The 18,491-nt window shown below is 73.7% G+C and carries 15 protein-coding genes and 1 pseudogene; 10 read left to right on the forward strand and 6 right to left on the reverse strand.

Features of this window, described 5'->3' with window-relative positions; genetic code table 11:
• Positions 1-88 precede the first annotated feature (88 nt).
• From IF88_RS0122550 to IF88_RS0122565, 4 genes are all read left to right on the forward strand, one after another.
• A complete protein-coding gene (locus IF88_RS0122550) occupies positions 89-910 on the forward strand; it encodes a helix-turn-helix transcriptional regulator (RefSeq protein ID WP_051837362.1) in 822 nt (273 codons plus the stop codon).
• 110 nt (positions 911-1,020) lie between these two features.
• The gene (locus tag IF88_RS0122555) at positions 1,021-1,845 is read left to right on the forward strand and encodes an inositol monophosphatase family protein (RefSeq protein ID WP_030715342.1); all 825 of its coding nucleotides are present in this window, start codon (positions 1,021-1,023) and stop codon (positions 1,843-1,845) included.
• A gap of 133 nt (positions 1,846-1,978) precedes the next feature.
• A complete protein-coding gene (locus IF88_RS0122560) occupies positions 1,979-3,397 on the forward strand; it encodes a phytoene desaturase family protein (RefSeq protein ID WP_030715346.1) in 1,419 nt (472 codons plus the stop codon).
• 55 nt (positions 3,398-3,452) lie between these two features.
• Positions 3,453-3,971 carry an O-acetyl-ADP-ribose deacetylase gene (locus IF88_RS0122565; protein WP_030715348.1) on the forward strand — a complete coding sequence of 173 codons (519 nt, stop codon included), beginning with the start codon at positions 3,453-3,455 and terminating at the stop codon, positions 3,969-3,971.
• A gap of 19 nt (positions 3,972-3,990) precedes the next feature.
• Here the strand turns inward: IF88_RS0122565 and IF88_RS0122570 are convergent, their stop codons facing one another.
• Positions 3,991-4,470, reverse strand: coding sequence for an Lrp/AsnC family transcriptional regulator (locus tag IF88_RS0122570; protein ID WP_030715441.1), 480 nt, complete (start codon positions 4,468-4,470; stop codon positions 3,991-3,993).
• A gap of 136 nt (positions 4,471-4,606) precedes the next feature.
• Between IF88_RS0122570 and IF88_RS0122575 the strand changes: the two genes are divergently transcribed.
• Complete coding sequence (locus IF88_RS0122575; protein WP_078893051.1) at positions 4,607-5,584, forward strand: DMT family transporter; 978 nt, start codon at positions 4,607-4,609, stop codon at positions 5,582-5,584.
• Positions 5,577-6,791 carry an aromatic amino acid transaminase gene (locus tag IF88_RS0122580; RefSeq protein ID WP_030715355.1) on the forward strand — a complete coding sequence of 405 codons (1,215 nt, stop codon included), beginning with the start codon at positions 5,577-5,579 and terminating at the stop codon, positions 6,789-6,791. Before IF88_RS0122575 ends, IF88_RS0122580 begins: the two co-directional genes overlap by 8 nt.
• Positions 6,792-6,871: 80 nt before the next feature.
• Here IF88_RS0122580 and IF88_RS0122585 read toward each other — a convergent pair whose 3' ends face one another.
• Positions 6,872-9,421, reverse strand: a complete 2,550-nt coding sequence (locus tag IF88_RS0122585) for a discoidin domain-containing protein (protein ID WP_234323651.1) — start codon at positions 9,419-9,421, stop codon at positions 6,872-6,874.
• Positions 9,422-9,650: 229 nt separating this feature from the next.
• Between IF88_RS0122585 and IF88_RS0122590 the strand changes: the two genes are divergently transcribed.
• Complete coding sequence (locus tag IF88_RS0122590; protein ID WP_030715361.1) at positions 9,651-11,717, forward strand: SpoIIE family protein phosphatase; 2,067 nt, start codon at positions 9,651-9,653, stop codon at positions 11,715-11,717.
• 15 nt (positions 11,718-11,732) lie between these two features.
• On the opposite strand, the gene IF88_RS0122595 is transcribed toward IF88_RS0122590, so the two are convergent.
• Both IF88_RS0122595 and IF88_RS0122600 read right to left on the reverse strand, forming a co-directional pair.
• Entirely contained in the window at positions 11,733-14,513 is a 2,781-nt protein-coding gene (locus IF88_RS0122595) for a SpoIIE family protein phosphatase (protein ID WP_030715364.1), read from the reverse strand.
• Between the two features lie 181 nt (positions 14,514-14,694).
• A complete protein-coding gene (locus IF88_RS0122600; RefSeq protein WP_030715367.1) occupies positions 14,695-15,843 on the reverse strand; it encodes a glycerate kinase in 1,149 nt (382 codons plus the stop codon).
• A gap of 318 nt (positions 15,844-16,161) precedes the next feature.
• Between IF88_RS0122600 and IF88_RS0122605 the strand changes: the two are divergent.
• The 3 genes and pseudogenes from IF88_RS0122605 to IF88_RS0122615 all read left to right on the forward strand — a co-directional run.
• A pseudogene (locus tag IF88_RS0122605) lies at positions 16,162-16,476 on the forward strand (BCCT family transporter); the annotation flags it as partial.
• A gap of 18 nt (positions 16,477-16,494) precedes the next feature.
• Positions 16,495-16,995, forward strand: coding sequence for an NUDIX domain-containing protein (locus IF88_RS0122610; RefSeq protein ID WP_030715371.1), 501 nt, complete (start codon positions 16,495-16,497; stop codon positions 16,993-16,995).
• 36 nt (positions 16,996-17,031) lie between these two features.
• On the forward strand, positions 17,032-17,460 hold the full coding sequence (locus IF88_RS0122615; RefSeq protein ID WP_030715373.1) for a hypothetical protein: 429 nt from the start codon (positions 17,032-17,034) through the stop codon (positions 17,458-17,460).
• 16 nt (positions 17,461-17,476) lie between these two features.
• On the opposite strand, the gene IF88_RS0122620 is transcribed toward IF88_RS0122615, so the two are convergent.
• Positions 17,477-17,866 (reverse strand): SHOCT domain-containing protein, encoded by a 390-nt coding sequence (locus IF88_RS0122620; RefSeq protein WP_030715375.1) that lies wholly within the window; start codon positions 17,864-17,866, stop codon positions 17,477-17,479.
• A gap of 96 nt (positions 17,867-17,962) precedes the next feature.
• Positions 17,963-18,487: a methylated-DNA--[protein]-cysteine S-methyltransferase gene (locus tag IF88_RS0122625; protein ID WP_030715377.1), complete on the reverse strand. Its 525-nt coding sequence runs from the start codon at positions 18,485-18,487 to the stop codon at positions 17,963-17,965.
• Positions 18,488-18,491: the final 4 nt, after the last annotated feature.

Genomic DNA, 18,491 nt, shown 5'->3' on the forward strand with positions numbered 1-18,491 from the left:
TTGGCGGCACCACCAGGCAGCCGAACAGGGGGACTTCGTGGCCACAGCGACCGATGCGCACCGCCGGACGGAACTGCGCGAGTTCCTGATGAGCAGGCGCGCGCGGATCACCCCGGCCGAGGCCGGCCTCCCGGACGGCGGGGGCCGCCGGCGCACCCCGGGCCTGCGGCGCGAAGAGGTGGCCGTGCTCGCCGGGGTCGGGGTCTCCTGGTACCAGTGGCTGGAACAGGGCCGCGACATCACGGTGTCCTCGCAGGTCCTGGACTCGGTGGGCCGGGTGCTGAAGCTGACCAGCGCCGAGCGCCGGCACCTGTACGTGCTCGCCGGGCTCAACCCGCCGGCCCTGGAGGTAGCCCCCGACGACCGGGGCATGTGCGACGGCCTGAAGCGGCTGATCGAGGCCTGGATGCCGTTCCCCGCGCACATCATGGACGTGTACTGGAACACCGTGGCGTACAACGACGCGGCCGCGCTGGTGTTCGGGATGCGCCCGGAGATCGTGCAGAACTGCCTGATCGCCTTCTTCACCGACCCCATCTACCGGTCCCGCGCGGCGCACTGGGAGCGGATCGCCTGCCTGGTGGTGGCCCAGTACCGGGCGGCCTGCTCCGAGAACCCCCACGACGAGGGCTTCCGGGCCGTGATCGAGGAGGCGCGGGAGCTCAGCCCGGAGTTCGCCGAGCTGTGGGACCGGGGTGACGTCCGGCCCGGCGGCCAGACGGAGAAGCAGATGGACCATCCGGTCGCCGGCGCGCTCTACGTGGAGTCGACGCAGCTGCGCGTGCCGGCCCGCCCCGACCTGGCGATCGTGCTCCACACCCCGCTGCCGGGCACGGGCACGGCCGAGAGGCTGGAGTGGCTGGCCTCGCCCGAGGGCCGGCGGGCCTGCATGTTCCCGCTCGCGGGCTGAATCCCGCAGCGGCCGGCCCGGGGGCGGTTCACCCGGCGGCCACCCGGTGGCCGGGCGGACGTCCGGGAACGGCGGTGGGGTTTGTCGGCCGACCGTGCTTTGCTGGGGGCATGATCGATGAGTTCCTGGCCCATGGCCTGTCCGATGTGGAAGAGGCCGTCCGCAAGGCGGCGGCGATCGAGATCATGCCGAGATTCAGGCAGCTCGCCGAGCACGAGGTCGACGAGAAGAGCGGCCCCCACGACCTGGTGACCGTCGCCGACCGCCGGGCCGAGGAGCACCTCACGGCCTCCCTGACGCGGCTGCTGCCCGGTTCCGCCGTGGTCGGCGAGGAGGCGGTGCACGCCGATCCCACCGTGTACGAGGCGCTGCGCGCGGACGCCCCGGTGTGGATCGTCGACCCCGTGGACGGCACCCGCCAGTTCGTCAACGGCGACCCGGCCTTCTGCACCCTGGTGGCGCTGGCCGTGCGCGGGGAGATCCTCGCCTCCTGGACCTACGCCCCGGCGCTGGAGGAGCTGGCGACCGCCGTGCGCGGGCAGGGCGCGTACGTCAACGGCGAGCGGATCCGGAGCGGTTCGCCGGAGGCCGGCGCCACGCTGCGGGTCGCCATCGCGCACCCGCTGTACACCTCCGACGAGAACAAGCGGACGCTCGCCCGGCTGGACGTGCCCGGCGTGGCGGCCAGGCCGTGCGGTTCGGCGGGCCTGGAGTACCTGAAGGTGGCCCGCGGCGAGATGGACGGCCTGGCCTTCACCTGGCCCTCGGCCTGGGACCACGCGGCCGGACTGCTGCTGGTCGCCGAGGCCGGCGGGGCGCAGAGCACGGTCGACGGGGTCCCCTTCCGGGTGGACCGCGACAACGCGCTGCCGTTCGCCGTCGGACGCGACGAGGCCACCGCCGTACGCATCCGGGAGCTGCTCCGGGGCGCCTAGCGACCCCGGACAGACCCCGGACAGACCCCGGACAGACCCGGACAGACCCCGGTCTGTCCCAGGGGTGTCCGGCCCCCGGCGCGGGGCGCAATATCCTAGAGGCGCAGGGCCGCCGGAGACGAAGGAGTCGCAAGTGCCGTCGATTCTCGATGTGGTCGTGGTGGGGGCGGGGCCCAACGGGCTGACCGCCGCCGTCGAACTGGCCCGGCGCGGCTTCTCGGTGGCCGTCTTCGAAGCCGCCGAGACGGTGGGCGGCGGCGCCCGGACGGAGGAGCTCACCCTCCCCGGCTTCCGGCACGACCCGTGCTCGGCGGTGCATCCGCTCGGGGCCGGCTCCCCGGTCTTCGCCACGATGCCGCTGAAGCGGTACGGGCTGGAGTGGCTGCACGCCCCGCTGCCGATGGCGCACCCCTTCGATGACGGCACGGCCGCCGTCCTCTCCCGCTCGGTGGCCGAGACGGCGGCGTCGTTCGGGCCGCGGGACGCGGGCGCCTACCGTCGGCTGGTCGGCCCGTTCCTCGGCAAGTGGGACACCCTGGCCCGGGACTTCATGTCCCTGCCGAACACCGCGCTGCCGCGCGACCCCCTCACCCTCGCCCGTTTCGGGCTCGCCGGGCTGCCGCCGGCCACCTGGCTCCTGCGCCGCTTCCGCGACGAGCGGGCCAGGGCCCTGTTCGCGGGGCTCGTGGCCCACGTCATCGCTCCGCTCGGCGGGATCGGCACCGGAGCCGTCGGCCTGGTCTTCGCGCTGGCCGCGCACGCGAACGGCTGGCCGATGGCGCGCGGAGGCTCGCAGTCCGTCTCCGACGCGCTCGCCGCGTACCTGCGCGACCTCGGCGGGACGATCCACACCGGTTTCGAGGTCAAGCGGCTCGACGACCTCCCGCCGGCCCGGGCGTACGTCTTCGACACCTCGCCGACCGCGCTGGCCCGGATCGCCCGGCTGGGGCGCGCCTACGACGGCTACCGGTACGGCGCCTCCGTTTTCAAGATCGACTACGCGCTGGACGGCCCGGTCCCGTGGACCGCCGAGGAACCGCGCCGCGCCGGCACCGTCCAGATCGGTCCGCGCGCCCGCGACATCGACGCCGCCCTGCAGCTGGCCTCGGGCGGCCGGGCCCCCCGCAACCCCTTCCTCATCACCGCCCAGCCCAGCCTGCTCGACCCCGGCCGGGCACCCGAGGGCAAGCACGTCTTCTGGGCGTACGGGCACGTCCCCGCGGGCTGGGACGGCGATCTCACCGAGGCCGTCGAGAGGCAGCTGGAGCGCTTCGCCCCCGGCTTCCGCGACCTCGTCCTGGCGCGCGCCACGGCCGGCCCGCCCCAGCTCGCCGCCCGCAACCCCAACTACGTCGGCGGGGACATCGCCTGCGGAGCCGCCTCGGGCCTACAGCTGCTGCTGCGCCCGAAGATCTCCCTCTCCCCGTACACGACGGCCTACCCGGCGGTCTTCCTCTGCTCCTCGGCGACCCCGCCGGGCCCCGGGGTGCACGGCATGTCCGGCCACAACGCCGCCAAGGCCGTCTGGCGCCATCTGCGCGACGACGCCTGACGGCGGCTCAGCACCGTTCGTCCGGGCACCGTGCCACTCGCGAAAGGACGTCCCCATGGTCCGCATCACCCTGGTGCTCGGCGACATCACCGCCGAGAAGGCCGACGCGATCGTCAACGCGGCCAACTCCTCGCTCCTCGGGGGCGGCGGAGTGGACGGCGCCATCCACCGCCGCGGCGGGCCGGAGATCCTCGCGGCCTGCGAGGACCTGCGGCGCTCCCACTACGGCAAGGGACTGCCGACGGGCCGGGCCGTGGCCACCACGGCCGGCCGGCTCGCCGCCGGGCACGTCATCCACACGGTGGGCCCGGTCTGGTCGCGCGAGGAGGACCGGTCGGAGCTGCTGGCCTCCTGCTACCGCGAAGCGCTGCGGATCGCCGACGAGCTGGGAGCCCGTACGGTCGCCTTCCCGGCCATCTCCACCGGTATCTACGGCTGGCCCGTGGACGACGGGGCGCGGATCGCGGTGGAGACGGTGCGGGCGGCCCGGACCGAGGTGCGGGAGGTGCGGTTCGTCCTCTTCGACGCGGCCGCCTTCGCCGTCTTCGAGGCGGCGGTCGAAGGCTCCGAATAGGTCGTGGCGCCGGGATCGGTCACGCGCGCCGCGACGCGCCCGGGGCGGGCCGCGGATAGGTCCGGGACTGTTTGACGCTGCCGTACGCGAAGCTCGACTCGATCGAGGCGATCCCGGGGATGGCGTGGATGCGGTGGCGCACCAGGGCCTCGTAGGCCTCCAGGTCCTCGATGACGACGCGGAGCAGGTAGTCGCTGCTGCCCGCCATCAGGTAACAGTCCTGGATGTGCTCGATGACGGCCACGTGCTCCTCGAAGAGCCGTACGGCCTCCGCCGTGTGGCGTTCCAGGCGGATCCGCACGAAGACGGTGACCGGGAGCCCGAAGGCCACCTGGTCGACCATGGCCGTGTAGCCGCGGATCAGGCCCGCCTCCTCCAGCCGCCGGACCCGGCGCAGGCAGGGCGACGGGGAGAGCCGCACGCGGTCGGCGAGGTCCTGGTTGGACAGGCGTCCGTCGGCCTGCAATTCCCGGATGATCTGCAGATCGACTGCGTCCACGGCCACTCCTTGGCAGATTCTGCCCCAAACGTATGTCCGAGAGACAGAACTGGCAATCGGCTGCCCCGCCCGAAGCCCTAGCGTTGCCCGGGAACGGACCGGACCGGTCCGAGTCCCAGAGGCTGGAGCAATTTCCTTGGTCGCGACGCACACCACCCGGGCGGCCCAGCCTCACGATGCGGCGGGCCGGCGTGCCGGACACCCCGGCCGGCGCGGGCTCTCCCCGCAGGCCGAGGGGCTGCTGGCCCTGCTGGTGACCGTGGCGATCTGGGCGGCCTTCGCGCTCAGCGCCCGTGCCCTGAGCGCCTCCTCCCTGCTGCCCGCCGACGCGGCCCTGCTGCGCTTCGGCGTTCCCCTCGTCGTGCTGCTCCCCGCCCTGTGGCGGCGCCGTCGCCGCATCGCCGCGGTACGGCCCGGCGCCGCAGCCAAGATCATCTGTGGTGCGGGGGTGCCCTTCTTCCTCGCCGCGATGCACGGCGGCGCCCTGACCTCCGCCGCCTTCGTCGGCTCGATCGTCCCCGGGATGGTCCCGCTCTTCGTCTCCGCGATCATGATCCGCCGGGGGCACGGGGTCCCCCGCGGGACGCAGGCCGCCGGACTCGCGCTGATCGCGGCCGGTGTGGCCGCCCTCGTCTGGCGCTACGTCGTCCCGGTGGACACCGACGTGCTCGCCGGCTCCGGCATCCTCCTGGTCGCCAGCGGACTGTGGGCCCTCTACACGGTGGGCCTGCGCGAGGTGGACCTCGATCCCGTCGGATCGATCGGACTGCTGTGCCTGCCCTCCTTCGCCGTGATCGGAGTCCTGGTCCTGACCGGGGTGCTCCCGACGGGCATCGCGCACGCGGCGGGCGGCGACATCGCGCTCTTCCTCGTGGTGCAGGGGCTCGGCGTCGGGCTGTGCGCCGGCCTGCTGTACGCCTTCGCCATCCGCCGGCTCGGCGCCGAGCGCAGCTCCGTCGTCGGCAGCCTCAGCCCCGTCGCCGTCGTCCTGCTCGCCGTCCCCCTGCTCGGTGAGACACCCACCCTCGCCGTACTCGTCGGCGTCCCCCTGATCACCGCCGGCGTCGTCCTCGCCAACCGCCGCCCCAGACCCGAGGTTCCCGCAGATGCTTGAGCTCCTCCCCCCGCCGCCCACCGACCCGCTGTGGGACCTGACCTACGAGTTCGGCAGCGACGAGCGGCCCGAACGGCTGAACCTCGTCCTCGGGGTCTACCGGGACCAGACGGGCACCACCCCCGTCATGGCCGCCGTGCGCGAGGCCGAGATGCGCCTGGCGGAGCGCTCCGAGTCCAAGGAGTACCGCGGGCTCTCCGGGAACGCCGCCTTCAACCGCTCCCTGCTGGACCTCGTGCTGGGCCCGCAGGGTCCGGCCGACCGGGCCGCGGCCGTCCAGACCGTCGCCGGCTCCGGCGCGCTGCGGCTGCTGGCCGACCTGATATGCCGCACCCGCCCGGGCACCACGGTGTGGATCAGCGATCCGGCGTACGTCAACCACCGGCCCATCCTGGAGGCCGCCGGGCTGCAGGTCCGCACGTACGGCTGGCGCGACGCCGAGGGCGGCTTCGACACGGCCGGCGTCCTGCGGGAGCTGCGCGAAGCCCGGCGGGACGACGTGGTGCTCCTCCAGGGGTGCTGCCACAACCCGACGGGCGTGGACCCGTTGCTCGACGACTGGGAGGCGCTGGCCGATTCCGCCGTCCGCGGCGGCTGGGTGCCGTTCGTGGACCTGGCCTACCACGGCCTCGGCGACGGCCTGGAGGCCGACCTGCTGGCCACGCGGATGCTGGCGGCGCGCGTCCCGGAGATGCTGATCGCCGTCAGCTGCTCGAAGAACTTCGGCCTCTACAGCGACCGCGTGGGCTGCGCCATCGTGCTCGGGTCCTCGGCCCGGGCCGTGCGGCACGCCGAGACGGCCCTGCAGAACGCCGCCCGCACGCTGTACTCGATGCCGCCCGAGCACGGCGCGGCCGTCGTCACCACGATCCTGGAGGACCAGGGACTGCGGGCCGCCTGGCGCGCGGAACTGGACGTCATGCGCAGCCGGATCATGGCCAACCGGGCCGATCTGACCGTCCACCTCAGCGCCCTGGGCTGCGCCGAGCAGGCCCGCTCCCTCGCCCGGCAGAAGGGCATGTTCTCGATGCTGCCGCTCACCGCGCCGCAGATGCTCCAGCTGCGCAGGCAGTACGCCGTCTACGGCACGACCTCGGGGCGGATCAACATCGCGGGCATCCCGGCGCACCGCATCCCCGGCCTCGCCCGGGGCATCGCGGGAGTCCTCGGCGCGGCCGACACGGCCCGGGCCGTGCGGACGGCGTAGCGAAAAGGAAGCGGTGCCCGGCCGCGACGACGGCCGGACACCGCTCGGGGTCACCCGGGGTCACCCCGGGGCCGCGCGGGTCAGGAGACGGTGAGGAACCTGGCGATGCTCGGGACCCCCTGGGCGTCGAGGGCGAAGAGCATGTAGGTGCCCGGCAGGACGACACCGGTGTCGGCGGGAACGGACACCGTGAAGGAGCCGGCTCCGTTGGCCGTGGCCACCAGCGGGATCCGCCGCTGGTCGTTGTCGGTGGAGTGGGTCGCGGCCGCCGCCCGCATCAGGACGAAGGAGGCCACCGGGCCCTCGGTGCTCACCGTGAGCGAGGTGCCGGGTGCCGTCCTGGCGGGCACGCCACCGGAGATGACCGGACGCGGCTTCGGCGATCCGTCCGCGTTCAGCAGGTACGGCGGCGTGAACACCGCCCCGTCTGCGTGGTTGGTGGCGCAGTCACCGCACAGGCCCCCGCCCCCGGAGAAGATCCGCCCGTCCGGCAGCAGGTTGGCCACGCTGTGGTAATTGCGCGGCACGGCCATCGAAGCGAGCGGGGTGAAGGCTCCGCTCGCCGGGTCCCACAGCTCGGGCGTCAGCACCGAGGTCGCGTCGCTGAACGGCACCGGATGGGCCTGCCCGCCGAAGACGGCCACCTTGCCGTCGGGCAGGACGACGCTGTTGCTGAAGGCGCGGGCGTGTTCCATGTCCCCGGTACGGGCCGCCCGGGCCTGGTCGCCCGTGACGTTCACCGTGTAGGCGCGCCGGGTGGCCGGGCTGTCCTGGTAGGCGGGGGAGCCGCCCAGGGTGAGCAGTTTGCCGATGTCGTAGGAGACGGCGTTGCCGGTCATGGCGTCCTGGCTGTCCGCCCGGGGGCCGGCGGGGGTGATGGCGCCCTGGCCCGTGGTCGAGATCCAGTTCATCTGCTTGCTCGGACCGAGCTGGAGCACCTTGCCGCCCGAAGTGGCGTACAGCCACATGTGGTTGTCGGCCCGGTAGGGTCCGGCCGGGTCGGACGTCAGCGCCGGGACGGCGGAGACGCCCGGGAGCCTCCGCCAGGTACGGGTGTCCGGCGACCAGACCTCGCCGGCCTTGTCGCCCGCCGTCCCGCTCCAGGAACCGCCCAGGACGAAGGCCTCGCCGGTGGAGAGCAGTGTCATGGCCTGGTAGCCGCGGGCGATGTTCATGCTGGTGGTGGCGGACCAGGCGTCGGTGGCCGGGTCGTAGACGCTCGCCTTCTCGGCGTTGCTGCCGCCGGTGACCAGCACCCGGCCGTCGGCCAGCATGGCGATGCCGGGACAGAACATGTCGTGGCCGGTGTTGTCGATGCGGCGCTGGGTGACCTTGCCGGTCTTCAGGTCCAGGATCGCGGTCTGGGTGTAGCCGTTGCTGCCGCCGAAGCGGTCGGCCGCGTACGCCGACCAGGCCAGCAGCTTGTCGCCGGGCAGGACGGCGGTGGCCACGGGCACCAGCGGGAAGCCGGTGATCCGGCCCCAGGAGCCGTGGACGGCCGGGCTGGCCGGCCCGCTCAGACGGATCTCACCGGCGGAGGTCCACGGGCCGCGGCCGCCGGCCTCGCTGGTCACGGTCAGACGTACGTAGCGGGCGTGCTCGGCCCGGGTGAAGGTGGCGGTCTTGACGGTGTCGTCGTCCCGCCAGGTGCCCGAGGCCACCGGCGCGGCGAAGGTGAAGCCGTCGGTGCTGGTCTGGACGCTGTACCCGCCCGCCCGCCCGTTGGGCCCGTCCGCGCGCGGGTGGTAGACGAGCGCGGAGACGACCGACGTGCGGTGCATGTCGATGGTGAGGGTGTGCGGCAGGGGAGTGGGCGTGCCGCTCCACTTGCTGTGCCAGAGGGTGCTCGTGTTGCCGTCGAGCACGTTGGCCGCGCGGCCGTTCTCGCTGCCGGTCTCCTCGTCGCTCGCGGTGGCGGTCCATCCGGTCCGGGACAGGTCGACGGTGGCCGCGGGGGTGCCGGGGTCGCCCAGCATGTCGATCTCGGCGGCGGAGCTCCAGGGCCCGCGGCCGCCGGCCTCGGTGAGGGCCGTCAGGCGCACGTACCGGGCGCCCTGCGGGGCGAAGCCCAGGGTCTTGGCGGAGGCGTCGTCGGCGAGGGTGCCCGTGGCGACCGGGGTTCCCCAGCTCTGTCCGTCCGTGCTGAGGCTGATGCTGTACTCGCCGACGCGCCCGTTGGGCCCGTTCGTGCGGGGTCGGTAGACGAGTGCGGAGACGACCGAGGTCTGCCGCATGTCGATGGTGAGGACGTGCGGCGGCGGGGTGGGCGTGCCGCTCCACTTGCTGTGCCAGAGGGTGCTCGTGTTGCCGTCGAGCACGTTGGCCGCGCGGCCGTTCTCGCCGGCGGTCTCCTCGTCGCTCGCGGTGGCCGTCCATCCGGTCCGGTCGAGGACGGGAGCCGTGGGTTCCATGGCGTTCGCCGGCGCGATGCCGTGGTGCGGTGACTGCTTCGCCGACTGCTGGTCCTGGGGCACGGGCGTGGGCCGGGGAGCCGGGGCCCGGCCGGCCGCCGTGCTGGAGACCCCGAGCCACGGGGTCAGGCCGATCAGAAGCGAGCCGAGGCCGAAGGCTATGAGCAGGTGGGAACGGCGTAACAGGCGTGGAAAGGCGAATAAGCGCCTGGACTGCAATCTGACCTCCTGGAGCGACGGGATGTGCCCCAGAGAACATAGGTCAGAGCAATCGCAACCCTCCTGGAAAAATGGAGAGTTGGCGTGAAGCGGCATTGCCGCCGAAATGTGCGCGGATGCGCCGGCCCCGGAAGCCGCCCGGGGTTCAGCCGAAGTCTGGAGGCCCCGCGCCGATGCCTCGGATAGGGTGAACCGGTAGGAATCAGCCCCCCGGGGTGAGGTCGGTGCATTGGACACTTACCAGTCGACGAGCGAGGTGCCGGAACAGCCGGTGGCGGCTGTCGGGTACGCGGGCGTGCTCCGCGAGCTGCTGCCGATCGCCCTGTGGCGCGAGGACGCCGACGGTCGCGTCGTCGAATGGTCGCTGGCCGCCCAGGACCTGCTCGGGCACCGTCCCGAGGACATCATCGGCCGCCTCGGCACCGCCGTCCTCGTCCCCGACGCCAACCGGGAGCTCGCCGACCAGCTGACCCGGCGCGTCCAGGCCGGCGAGACCGTCGTCGGCACCCTGCCCGTGCGCCACCGCGACGGCCACCGCGTCCCCATGGAGATGTGGATCGTGCCCGCCGTCGACCCGCGGGGCCGTACGGGCGCCCTGCTCATCGCCGTGGAGACCTCCGAGGTCCTCCACATGCGGGACTCGCTCGCCGCCCTCCAGAGCCTCTTCACGCAGTCGCCCATCGGCCTCGCCACCCTCGGCCCCGACCTGCGCTTCCTCCGGGTCAACGACGCGCTGGCCCGGATGAACGGCGTCTGCGCCGCCGAGCACGTCGGCCGACGGCTCACCGAGGTGGTGCCCGGGGTCAACGCCGTCGCCCTGGAGGCGACGATGCGGCAGGTCCTCGACCGGGGCACCGCGGTCGTCGACGTCCGCCGCACCGGGCGGACCCCCGCCGACCCCGAGCACGACCGGACCTGGTCCTGCTCGTACGCCCCGCTGCTCGACGGCTCCGGCCGGGCCCTCGGGGTGATCGCCTCCCTCATCGACATCACCGAGGCCGAGCGGGCGCAGGCCGACGCCGGACGGGCCCAGCGCCGGTTCGAGCTGCTGGCGGAGGCGGGCACCCGCATCGGAACGACCCTGGACCTCCACCGGACGGCCGAGGAGATCGTCGACGTGCTGGTGCCGCAGCTCGCGGACTCAGCCGACGTACAGCTCCTGGAGGCGGTCCTGGGCCCCGACGAGGGCGCCGCGCCCGCCGCCTCCACCCGCGGGGTCCTGCGCCGCCTGGCGGCCCGCTTCCCCGACCCGACGGCCCCCACCGCCAAGCTCACCGCCGGCCAGACCTTCCAGATCCCCGTGGGCACGCATTACGAGCGGGTCGTCACGGAGGGCCGGCCCATGAACCTCTACGTGTCCGACATCCCGGCACTGATCACCTCCCCGCGCGCCGACGCCCTGCGCGCCTACCTCGCCACCCTGGGCTCGGCGCGGCTGGTCCCGCTGGTCGCGCGCGGCACCGTACTCGGCACGGTCACCGTGACGCGCACGCGCGACCGGGAGCCCTTCGACGAGCAGGACTGCGTACTCGTCGACGAGCTGGTCGCCCGCGCGGCCCTCAACATCGACAACGCCCGGATGTACACCCGCCAGCGGGAGGCGGCCCTGACCCTCCAGCGCAGCCTCACCAACAGCGCGCTGCCCGAGGTCCCCGGCCTGGTGCTCACCGGGCGCTACCTGCCGGCCAGCGACCACGACGTCGGCGGCGACTGGTTCGACGTCATCCCCCTGGCCGGCGGCCGGACCGGACTGGTCATCGGCGACGTCATGGGCCACGGGGTCCACGCGGCGGCCGTCATGGGACAGCTGCGCACGGCGGTACGGACCCTCGCGCGCCACGAGGTGTCCCCGGAGCGCATGCTCGGCTCGCTCGACGCCGTGGTGGCCGACCTGGGCGAGGACGAGATGGCGACCTGCGTGTACGCCGTGTACGACCCGGAGTCCGGCGGCTGCGTCATCGCCCGCGCCGGGCATCCGCCGCCCGCCGTGGTCGCCACCGACGGGACCGTCTCCTTCCTCGACGGGCCGCCCGGCACCCCGCTGGGCACCGGCGGGCAGGAGTTCCGCACCGAGGAGGTGCGGCTGCCGGCGGGGAGCCTGCTCGTGCTCTACACCGACGGCCTCATCGAGGCCCGGGACCGGGACCTCGACCAGGGCATGGACCAGCTGGCGCAGGCCCTGCGCCGGCCGGAGCAGCCGCTGGAGGAGCTGTGCGACGGGATCCTGCGCTCCCTGCTGCCGTGCGCCCAGCAGGACGACGTGGCGATGCTGCTGGCCCGTACCCGGCCGGTGTGACGGCGGCCGGTACGGTCACCACGCCATGTCCTCCAGGGCGTCCAGGTCCGGCGGGTCCGGCTCCTGCGGCTCCCCGCCCCCGGTCAGGGGCAGCTCGGCCCAGATGACCTTGCCGCGGTCGGTGTAGCGGGTGCCCCACCGTTCGGCGTACTGCGCGACGAGGAACAGCCCCCGGCCGCCCTCGTCGGTGGTGGCCGCGTACCGCAGGTGCGGGGAGGTGCTGCTGCCGTCGGAGACCTCGCAGATGAGGGTGCGGTCGCGCAGCAGCCGGACCCGGACGGGCGCGCTCCCGTAGCGGATGGCGTTGGTGATCAGCTCGCTGAGGATCAGCTCGGTCGTGAAGGAGACCTCCTCCAGCCCCCAGGCGGCGAGCTGCGCGGAGCCCGCGTTGCGCACCCGCGAGACGGCCGAGGGCTCGCCGGGCACCTCCCACTCGGCGATCCGGTCGGCCTCCAGCCGCCGGGTGTCGGCGATCAGCAGGGCGATGTCGTCGCTCGGCACCGGGAACAGCATCACCGCGAGCACGTCCGCGCAGGCCTGCTCCGGGCTGCGGCCGGGCCGCGACAGCGTCTCGCCGAGCAGCCGCAGGCCGGCGTCGAAGTCCCGGTCGCGGTCCTCCACGAGGCCGTCGGTGAACAGCACCAGCCGGCTGCCCTCGGGCAGCGTGAACTCGGTGGCCTCGAAGGGCATGCCCCCCACGCCGAGCGGGAGACCTGCGGGCAGCTCGGGGAACTCCACCCGGCCGTCGGGACGGATCAGCGCGGGCCCGGGGTGCCCGGCGCTGGCCATCGCGCACCGCCCGGAGACCGGGTCGTAGACCGCGTAGAGACAGGTGGCGCCGGTGATGGCGGCCGGCTCGGGCACCCCCTGCGGGTCTTCCCCGTCCCCGTCCCGGCCGCCCCCGGTCTCGTCCTGGTCGATCCGGTTGATCAGCTCGTCCAGGTGCCCCAGCAGCTCGTCGGGCGGCAGGTCCAGAGTGGAGAAGTTGTGCACGGCGGTCCTCAGCCGCCCCATGGTGGCCGCCGCGTGCACCCCGTGCCCGACGACGTCCCCGACGACCAGGGCCACCCGGGCGCCCGGCAGCGGGATCACGTCGAACCAGTCCCCGCCCACCCCCGCCATCGCGGGCAGATAGCGGAAGGCCACCTCCACGGCGTTCTGCTCGGGCAGCACCCGCGGCAGCAGGCTGCGCTGGAGGGTCACGGCCATCGCGTGCTCGCGGGTGAAGCGGCGGGCGTTGTCGATGGAGACGGCCGCGCGCGCACCCAGCTCCTCCGCGAAGGACAGGTCCTCCTCGTCGAAGGCCTCCGGGGTGTCGGCCCGCCAGAAGTTGGCCATGCCCAGGACCACGCCCCGCGCCTGGAGCGGTACGGAGATCAGCGAGTGCAGGCCGTAGTCGAGGGCCTCGCGGGTCCCGGTCTCGTCCTGGGCCCGCCAGCCCATGGCCGCGTTCAGATCGGGCGCGAGCACCGCGTGCCCGGCGTCCAGGGCCGCCGCCATCGGTGCCGTCGGCACGACGAAGCGGATGACGTCGCCGACCGGCTGGAGCGGCGAGTCGGTGCGCACGCCCGAGATGGCCGCCCGGCGCATCTCGGTGTAGACGCCGGAGGGTTCGTCACCGCGCAGCACCGGCTCCAGCAGCTCCACCGTCACGAAGTCCGCGAAGCGCGGGACCGCGACCTCCGACAACTCCTCCGCGGTCCGGGCCACGTCCAGGGTCGTCCCGATCCGCACCCCGGCGTCGTACAGCAGCTGGAGCCTGCTGCGGGCCACCTCGGCCCGGCCGGAGAGCGCCGCGAGCTCGGTGGAGTCGCGCAGGGTCACGACGCTGCCGGTGGGGCGGCCCTTGTACGGCTTGGTCGGCCGTACGTTGACCGCGAGCAGCCGGTCGCCCGCCAGGTGCACGTGGTCCGTCACGACCCGGCCGGAGGCGAGCAGCTCGGTGGTGCGCGGGTCGAGACCGAGGTCGGCGACGGCGCGTCCCTCGGAGTCCGGGGTGAGGTCGAGGAGGCGGCGGGCCTCGTCGTTGGCGAGGACGAGCCGGTGGTCCGCGCTGATGATGAGCACGCCCTCGCGCACGGCGTGCAGCACGGCCTCGTGGTGCTCGTTCATCCGGGTCATCTCGGCGGGGCCGAGGCCCCGGGTCTGACGCCGCAGCCGACGGCTGACCAGGGCGGCGCCCGCGGTGCCGAGCAGCAGGCCGCCCACGGCGGCGCCGAGGAGGAGCGGTAGCTGGCCCTCGACCACCATGGAGACGTTCGCGACCTCGATGCCGGTGCCGACCAGGCCGACGACGGCGCCCTCGGCGTTCCGCACGGGGACCACGGCCCGGACGGCGCTGCTCGGCTCGCCCGTGAAGGTCTCCGTGAAGGACTGGCCGGAGACGGCGCGGCTGAGGTCGCCGGTGGCCCGCCGGCCGATCAGTTCGGGCCGCGAGTCGGTGTAGCGGACCCCGTCGGTGGACATCACGGCGACGAAGTCGACCCCCGAGGCCCGGCGGGCGGCCTCGGCCAGCGGCTGGAGCGTGGCGGTCGGATTCCGCGAGGCCAGCGCCGCCGCGAGCCCGGGGGAGTGGGCGAAGCCCTCGGCGACCGCCAGCGAGCGGTGGCGCGCGTCGCGCTCGCTGTCGTACCGGGCCTGGACCACCAGGGCCGCCACGGCAGCGGCGATCAGCAGCACCACGATGACCGCCTGGAGCGCGAAGACCTGACCGGCGACACTGTGCGCCCCCAGGGACGGGCGCCCGAGCAGGCGCGAGCCCCACCCGGTCGCCTGGCGACCATTACGTCCGGTCATGAGCCATTTCTAACACTGTCCAGGCGTTTGGGGGCGGCTGCCGGGCCCCGTGAGACGGGCGTTCGGCCGCTCCCGGGGATCTCCCGGCGTTCTCCGGGCCTCCGCCGCGCCCGCCTCCCGTACGGCCGGGGCCCGGACCCCCGGGGCGGGGGTCCGGGCCCCGGGGGCCGCGCCGGGCGGGTCAGAGGACGTCGGCGGCGATGTTGGCGGCGACCTGCTCCAGCAGGGGACCCGCGTTCGGGATGGACTTCGCCGGGTCGGGCTCCAGGTCGGTGAGCGGGTAGGCCTTGCGGATACCGGCGGCCTCCAGGGCCTCCTGGCTCAGCAGCAGCCGGCCGCAGACCGCCACCACCGGCTTGCCCGCCGCGCGCGCCGCGGCCGCGACGCCCGCCGGAGCCTTGCCGTGCAGGGTCTGCTCGTCCAGCGAGCCCTCACCCGTGATGACCAGCGTGGCCCGCTCCAGGGCCGGCGCGAAGCCCAGCACCTCCAGCATCAGCTCGATGCCGGGACGGAACGTGGCACCGAGCAGCAGGGCGCCGTAGCCGATGCCGCCCGCGCCGCCCGCACCCGGGAGCACCGCGCACTCGGCGGCCTTCGCGCCGATCGACTTCTCCAGCACCACCGCGAAGTGCGCCAGCGCCGCGTCGAGCTTCGCCACGTCCTCGGGCGAGGCGCCCTTCTGCGGGCCGTAGACCGCCGGGGCGCCCTTCGGGCCGGTCAGCGGGTTGTCCACGTCGCTCGCGAGGACGAACTCCACGTCGGCGAAGCGCGGGTCCACGCCCGACAGGTCGGCCGAGGCCAGATCGGCCAGCGCGCCGCCGCCCGGACCGACCGGTTCGCCGTTCGCATCCAGGAACACCGCGCCCAGCGCGGCCAGCATGCCGGCGCCGCCGTCGGTGGTGGCGCTGCCGCCCACACCGAAGACGATCGAGCGCGCGCCCGCGTCCAGCGCGGCCTTCAGCAGCTCGCCCGAGCCGTACGTGGTCGCCGTCAGCGGGGCGAAGGTGCCCGCCGGCAGCAGCTGCAGCCCGGAGGCCTCCGCCATCTCGACCACCGCGGTGCCCTCGCGCAGCGCGAAAGCGGCCGTGACCTGGTCGCCGAGGGGGCCGGTGACCCGTACCTCCCGGCGCTCGAAACCGGCTGCCACGGCGGCCGCGACCGTACCGTCGCCGCCGTCCGCGACGGGGAGGGTCTCGATCTCCACGCCCGGTACCGCCGAGCGGAGCCCGGCCGTCACCCGCTCCGCGACCTGAAGCGCCGTGAGCGAGCCCTTGAATTTGTCCGCGGCGATGAGCACGCGCGCGGCCTCAGTTACTGCTCCGTCCGTCACCTTGCTATTCCCTTGCTATCGAACAGTGCAGTCGCGCCGCCATGAGCTTATCCGGAGGATCCTCCTATGCCCACGAGTGGCCTGGGTCACATCCGGCGCGCCATGCCCCTAAATAGGGATATACGCCTGCATAGTGTGGCCGCGTGAGCGCGGAATCACTGGGACAGCCACGTCCGGACGCCCCGGGAGGGGGATCCGACGGCCCCGGGGACGGCGCGCCCGACCACACCGTCGTCACCGTGGGCGTGATCGCCGTGCTGGCCGTCGTCGCCTGGGCGGCCCTCGGCAAGGACTCCTTCGACACCGCGTCGAGCACCGCTCATGGCGGCCGTCGCCGCCGTGCTGCTCGTCGCGGGCGGCCTGAAGTCCCTGCAGACGGCCACCATCCTGGTCGCCCTGCCCTTCGTCATCGCCACGCTGCTGCTCTGCTGGGCCCTGGTGAAGGAACTCCGCGAGGACCCCGGCGCCGGACCCGCCCGCCACCACGCCCTGCACGGCATGCGGGACGCCGTCCGGGCCATGGTCGGCGACGCCCTCACCGAGCAGGGGCCCGACCGTCACGCCCGGCTGCGGCGCGTCGCCGAGTCCAAGGGCCGTGACCGCGAGGACGGGCCCGGCGGCCCCGGTGCGTGATCTCGGTAGGGTGGCGGCGTGACCACCACGGATGACTTCGCCACGTACATCGCGAGCCTGCCCCGGGTGCTGGCCGGCGCGGCCGCCCTCTACCGGGACGCCGAGGGCAGGGTCCTGCTCGTCGAGCCCAACTACCGCGAGGGATGGACCCTGCCGGGCGGCACCGTCGAGTCGGACCAGGGTGAGTCGCCGCGCACCGCCGCCCGCCGCGAGAGCGCCGAGGAGATCGGCCTCGACCTCCCGCTCGGCCGGCTGCTCGCGGTCGACTGGTCCCTCGGCGAGGGCCGCCCGCCGCTGGTCGCGTACGTCTACGACGGCGGCGTGCTCGACGCGGGACAGCTCGCCTCGATCAAGCTCCAGGAGGAGGAGCTGATCTCCTGGCGGCTGGTCGACCCCGCCGACCTCACCGCCTACCTCCCCGGATCGCTCGGCCGGCGCACCGAAGAGGCCTGCCGGGTCATCCGGTCGGGCGAGGGCACCGTGGAACTGGAGAACGGTCGCCGCCCGGGCGCTTCGTAAACACGAGGCCTACTTCGAGCAGGACAGAAGCAGCTGATGATCACGATGTACGCCTGGCCCAGTACCGCCGACGGGCCCGACGCCCTTCCCATGGTCCACTTCACGACCGACCAGCAGTCCGCCGGCGAGGTGACCCCCGAGGGGATGCCGGTCTGGATGTTCGACACCGCCATCCGCGAGGGCGGCTGGTCCCGGTTCACCGACTTCGACGGCTGGTCCGTGCCCGCCGCCGAATGGCGGGCCCTGTACCGCCGCGAGGACGACCTGCTCGCCGTCAGCGGTCCCGGCTCCTGCGAGGGCTGGTACGAGGGCAACCTGGGGGCCGACGCCGACTGGGTGGCGGCGGCCGCCGCCCAGCAGAGCGTGGTCCTGCTCGCCGCCCCCGTCCAGCACCCCTCGCTCTACGGCTACGCCGTGGAGGCGGGCGCGGCCTTCGCGCTGCTCGTCCCGCTCCTCGTCGTCTGACCCCGCAGGGGGCGGGTCAGGCCAGGAGCTTGGCCTTCGCGCGGTCGAACTCCTCCTGGGTGATGTCGCCCTTGTCCTTCAGGGCGGACAGCTTGTGCAGCTCGTCCGCCGAACCGCCGGCGGGGCCCGCCGTCTTCTGGACGTACTGCCGGAAGGCCGCCTCGTTGTCCTGGGCCTGCTTCAGATCCCGCTCGCCCATGCTCCTCCCGCGCGCGATGAGGTAGACGAACACGCCGAGGAACGGCAGCAGGAGCACGAAGATGAGCCATCCCGCCTTCGCCCAGCCGTTGAGGCTGTGGTCACGGAACAGGTCCGTGATGACCTTGAAGAGCAGGAAGAACCACATGATCCACAGGAACAGCCACAACATCGTCCAGAAGATGTTGAGAAGCGGGTAGTCGTCCATGCCGGCTCCGATCTTGTAACGGTCCTTCCTTCATACGCCCGCCGCGACGCGTGCGCATGCGGAGCGGGGCCGCCAGGGCCGGGGCGGGGGCGGGGCCTAGAGCAGCCGGTCCTGGAGCGGCGCTCCGGACTCGAAGGCCAGCAGCCGCACCTTCCGGTCGAGCCCGCCGCCGTAGCCGGTCATGCCGCCCGCGGCGCCGATCACCCGGTGGCACGGCACGATGATGCCGACCGGGTTCTTGCCGTTGGCCAGACCCACCGCGCGCGAGGCGTTCGGCTTGCCCAGCCTGGCCGCGAGCTCCCCGTACGACCACGTCTCTCCGTACGGGATCCGTACGAGCTGCTCCCAGACGCTGCGCTGGAAATCGGTGCCCTCCAGACGGAGCGGCAGGTCGAACTCGGTGAGCTCTCCGGCGAAGTACGCGGCCAGCTGGCGCACGACTTCGGGAAACGGCTCCTCGGCGGCGGCGATCCGCTCCCCGAAGGACTCCTCGGCCGGCCGGTGGCGCTGCTCCGTCATGTAGAGGCCGCTGAGGACGCCGTCCGTGGCGACCAGGGTGAGCGGGCCGTAGGGGCTCTCGACGACGGCGTGCTGCTTGCCGCTGATCACGGTGTCTCGCATGGTG

The organism is Streptomyces sp. NRRL F-2580, assembly GCF_000720115.1.
Classification (GTDB): Bacteria; Actinomycetota; Actinomycetes; order Streptomycetales; family Streptomycetaceae; genus Streptomyces.

Coding starts and splice junctions, on each gene's coding strand:
- IF88_RS0122550 (WP_051837362.1), top strand. CDS start 89: ATGAGCAGGCGCGCGCGGATCACCCCGGCCGAGGCCGGCCTCCCGGAC.
- IF88_RS0122555 (WP_030715342.1), top strand. CDS start 1,021: ATGATCGATGAGTTCCTGGCCCATGGCCTGTCCGATGTGGAAGAGGCC.
- IF88_RS0122565 (WP_030715348.1), top strand. CDS start 3,453: ATGGTCCGCATCACCCTGGTGCTCGGCGACATCACCGCCGAGAAGGCC.
- IF88_RS0122580 (WP_030715355.1), top strand. CDS start 5,577: ATGCTTGAGCTCCTCCCCCCGCCGCCCACCGACCCGCTGTGGGACCTG.
- IF88_RS0122595 (WP_030715364.1), bottom strand. CDS start 14,513: ATGACCGGACGTAATGGTCGCCAGGCGACCGGGTGGGGCTCGCGCCTG.
- IF88_RS0122615 (WP_030715373.1), top strand. CDS start 17,032: ATGATCACGATGTACGCCTGGCCCAGTACCGCCGACGGGCCCGACGCC.
- IF88_RS0122620 (WP_030715375.1), bottom strand. CDS start 17,866: ATGGACGACTACCCGCTTCTCAACATCTTCTGGACGATGTTGTGGCTG.
- IF88_RS0122625 (WP_030715377.1), bottom strand. CDS start 18,487: ATGCGAGACACCGTGATCAGCGGCAAGCAGCACGCCGTCGTCGAGAGC.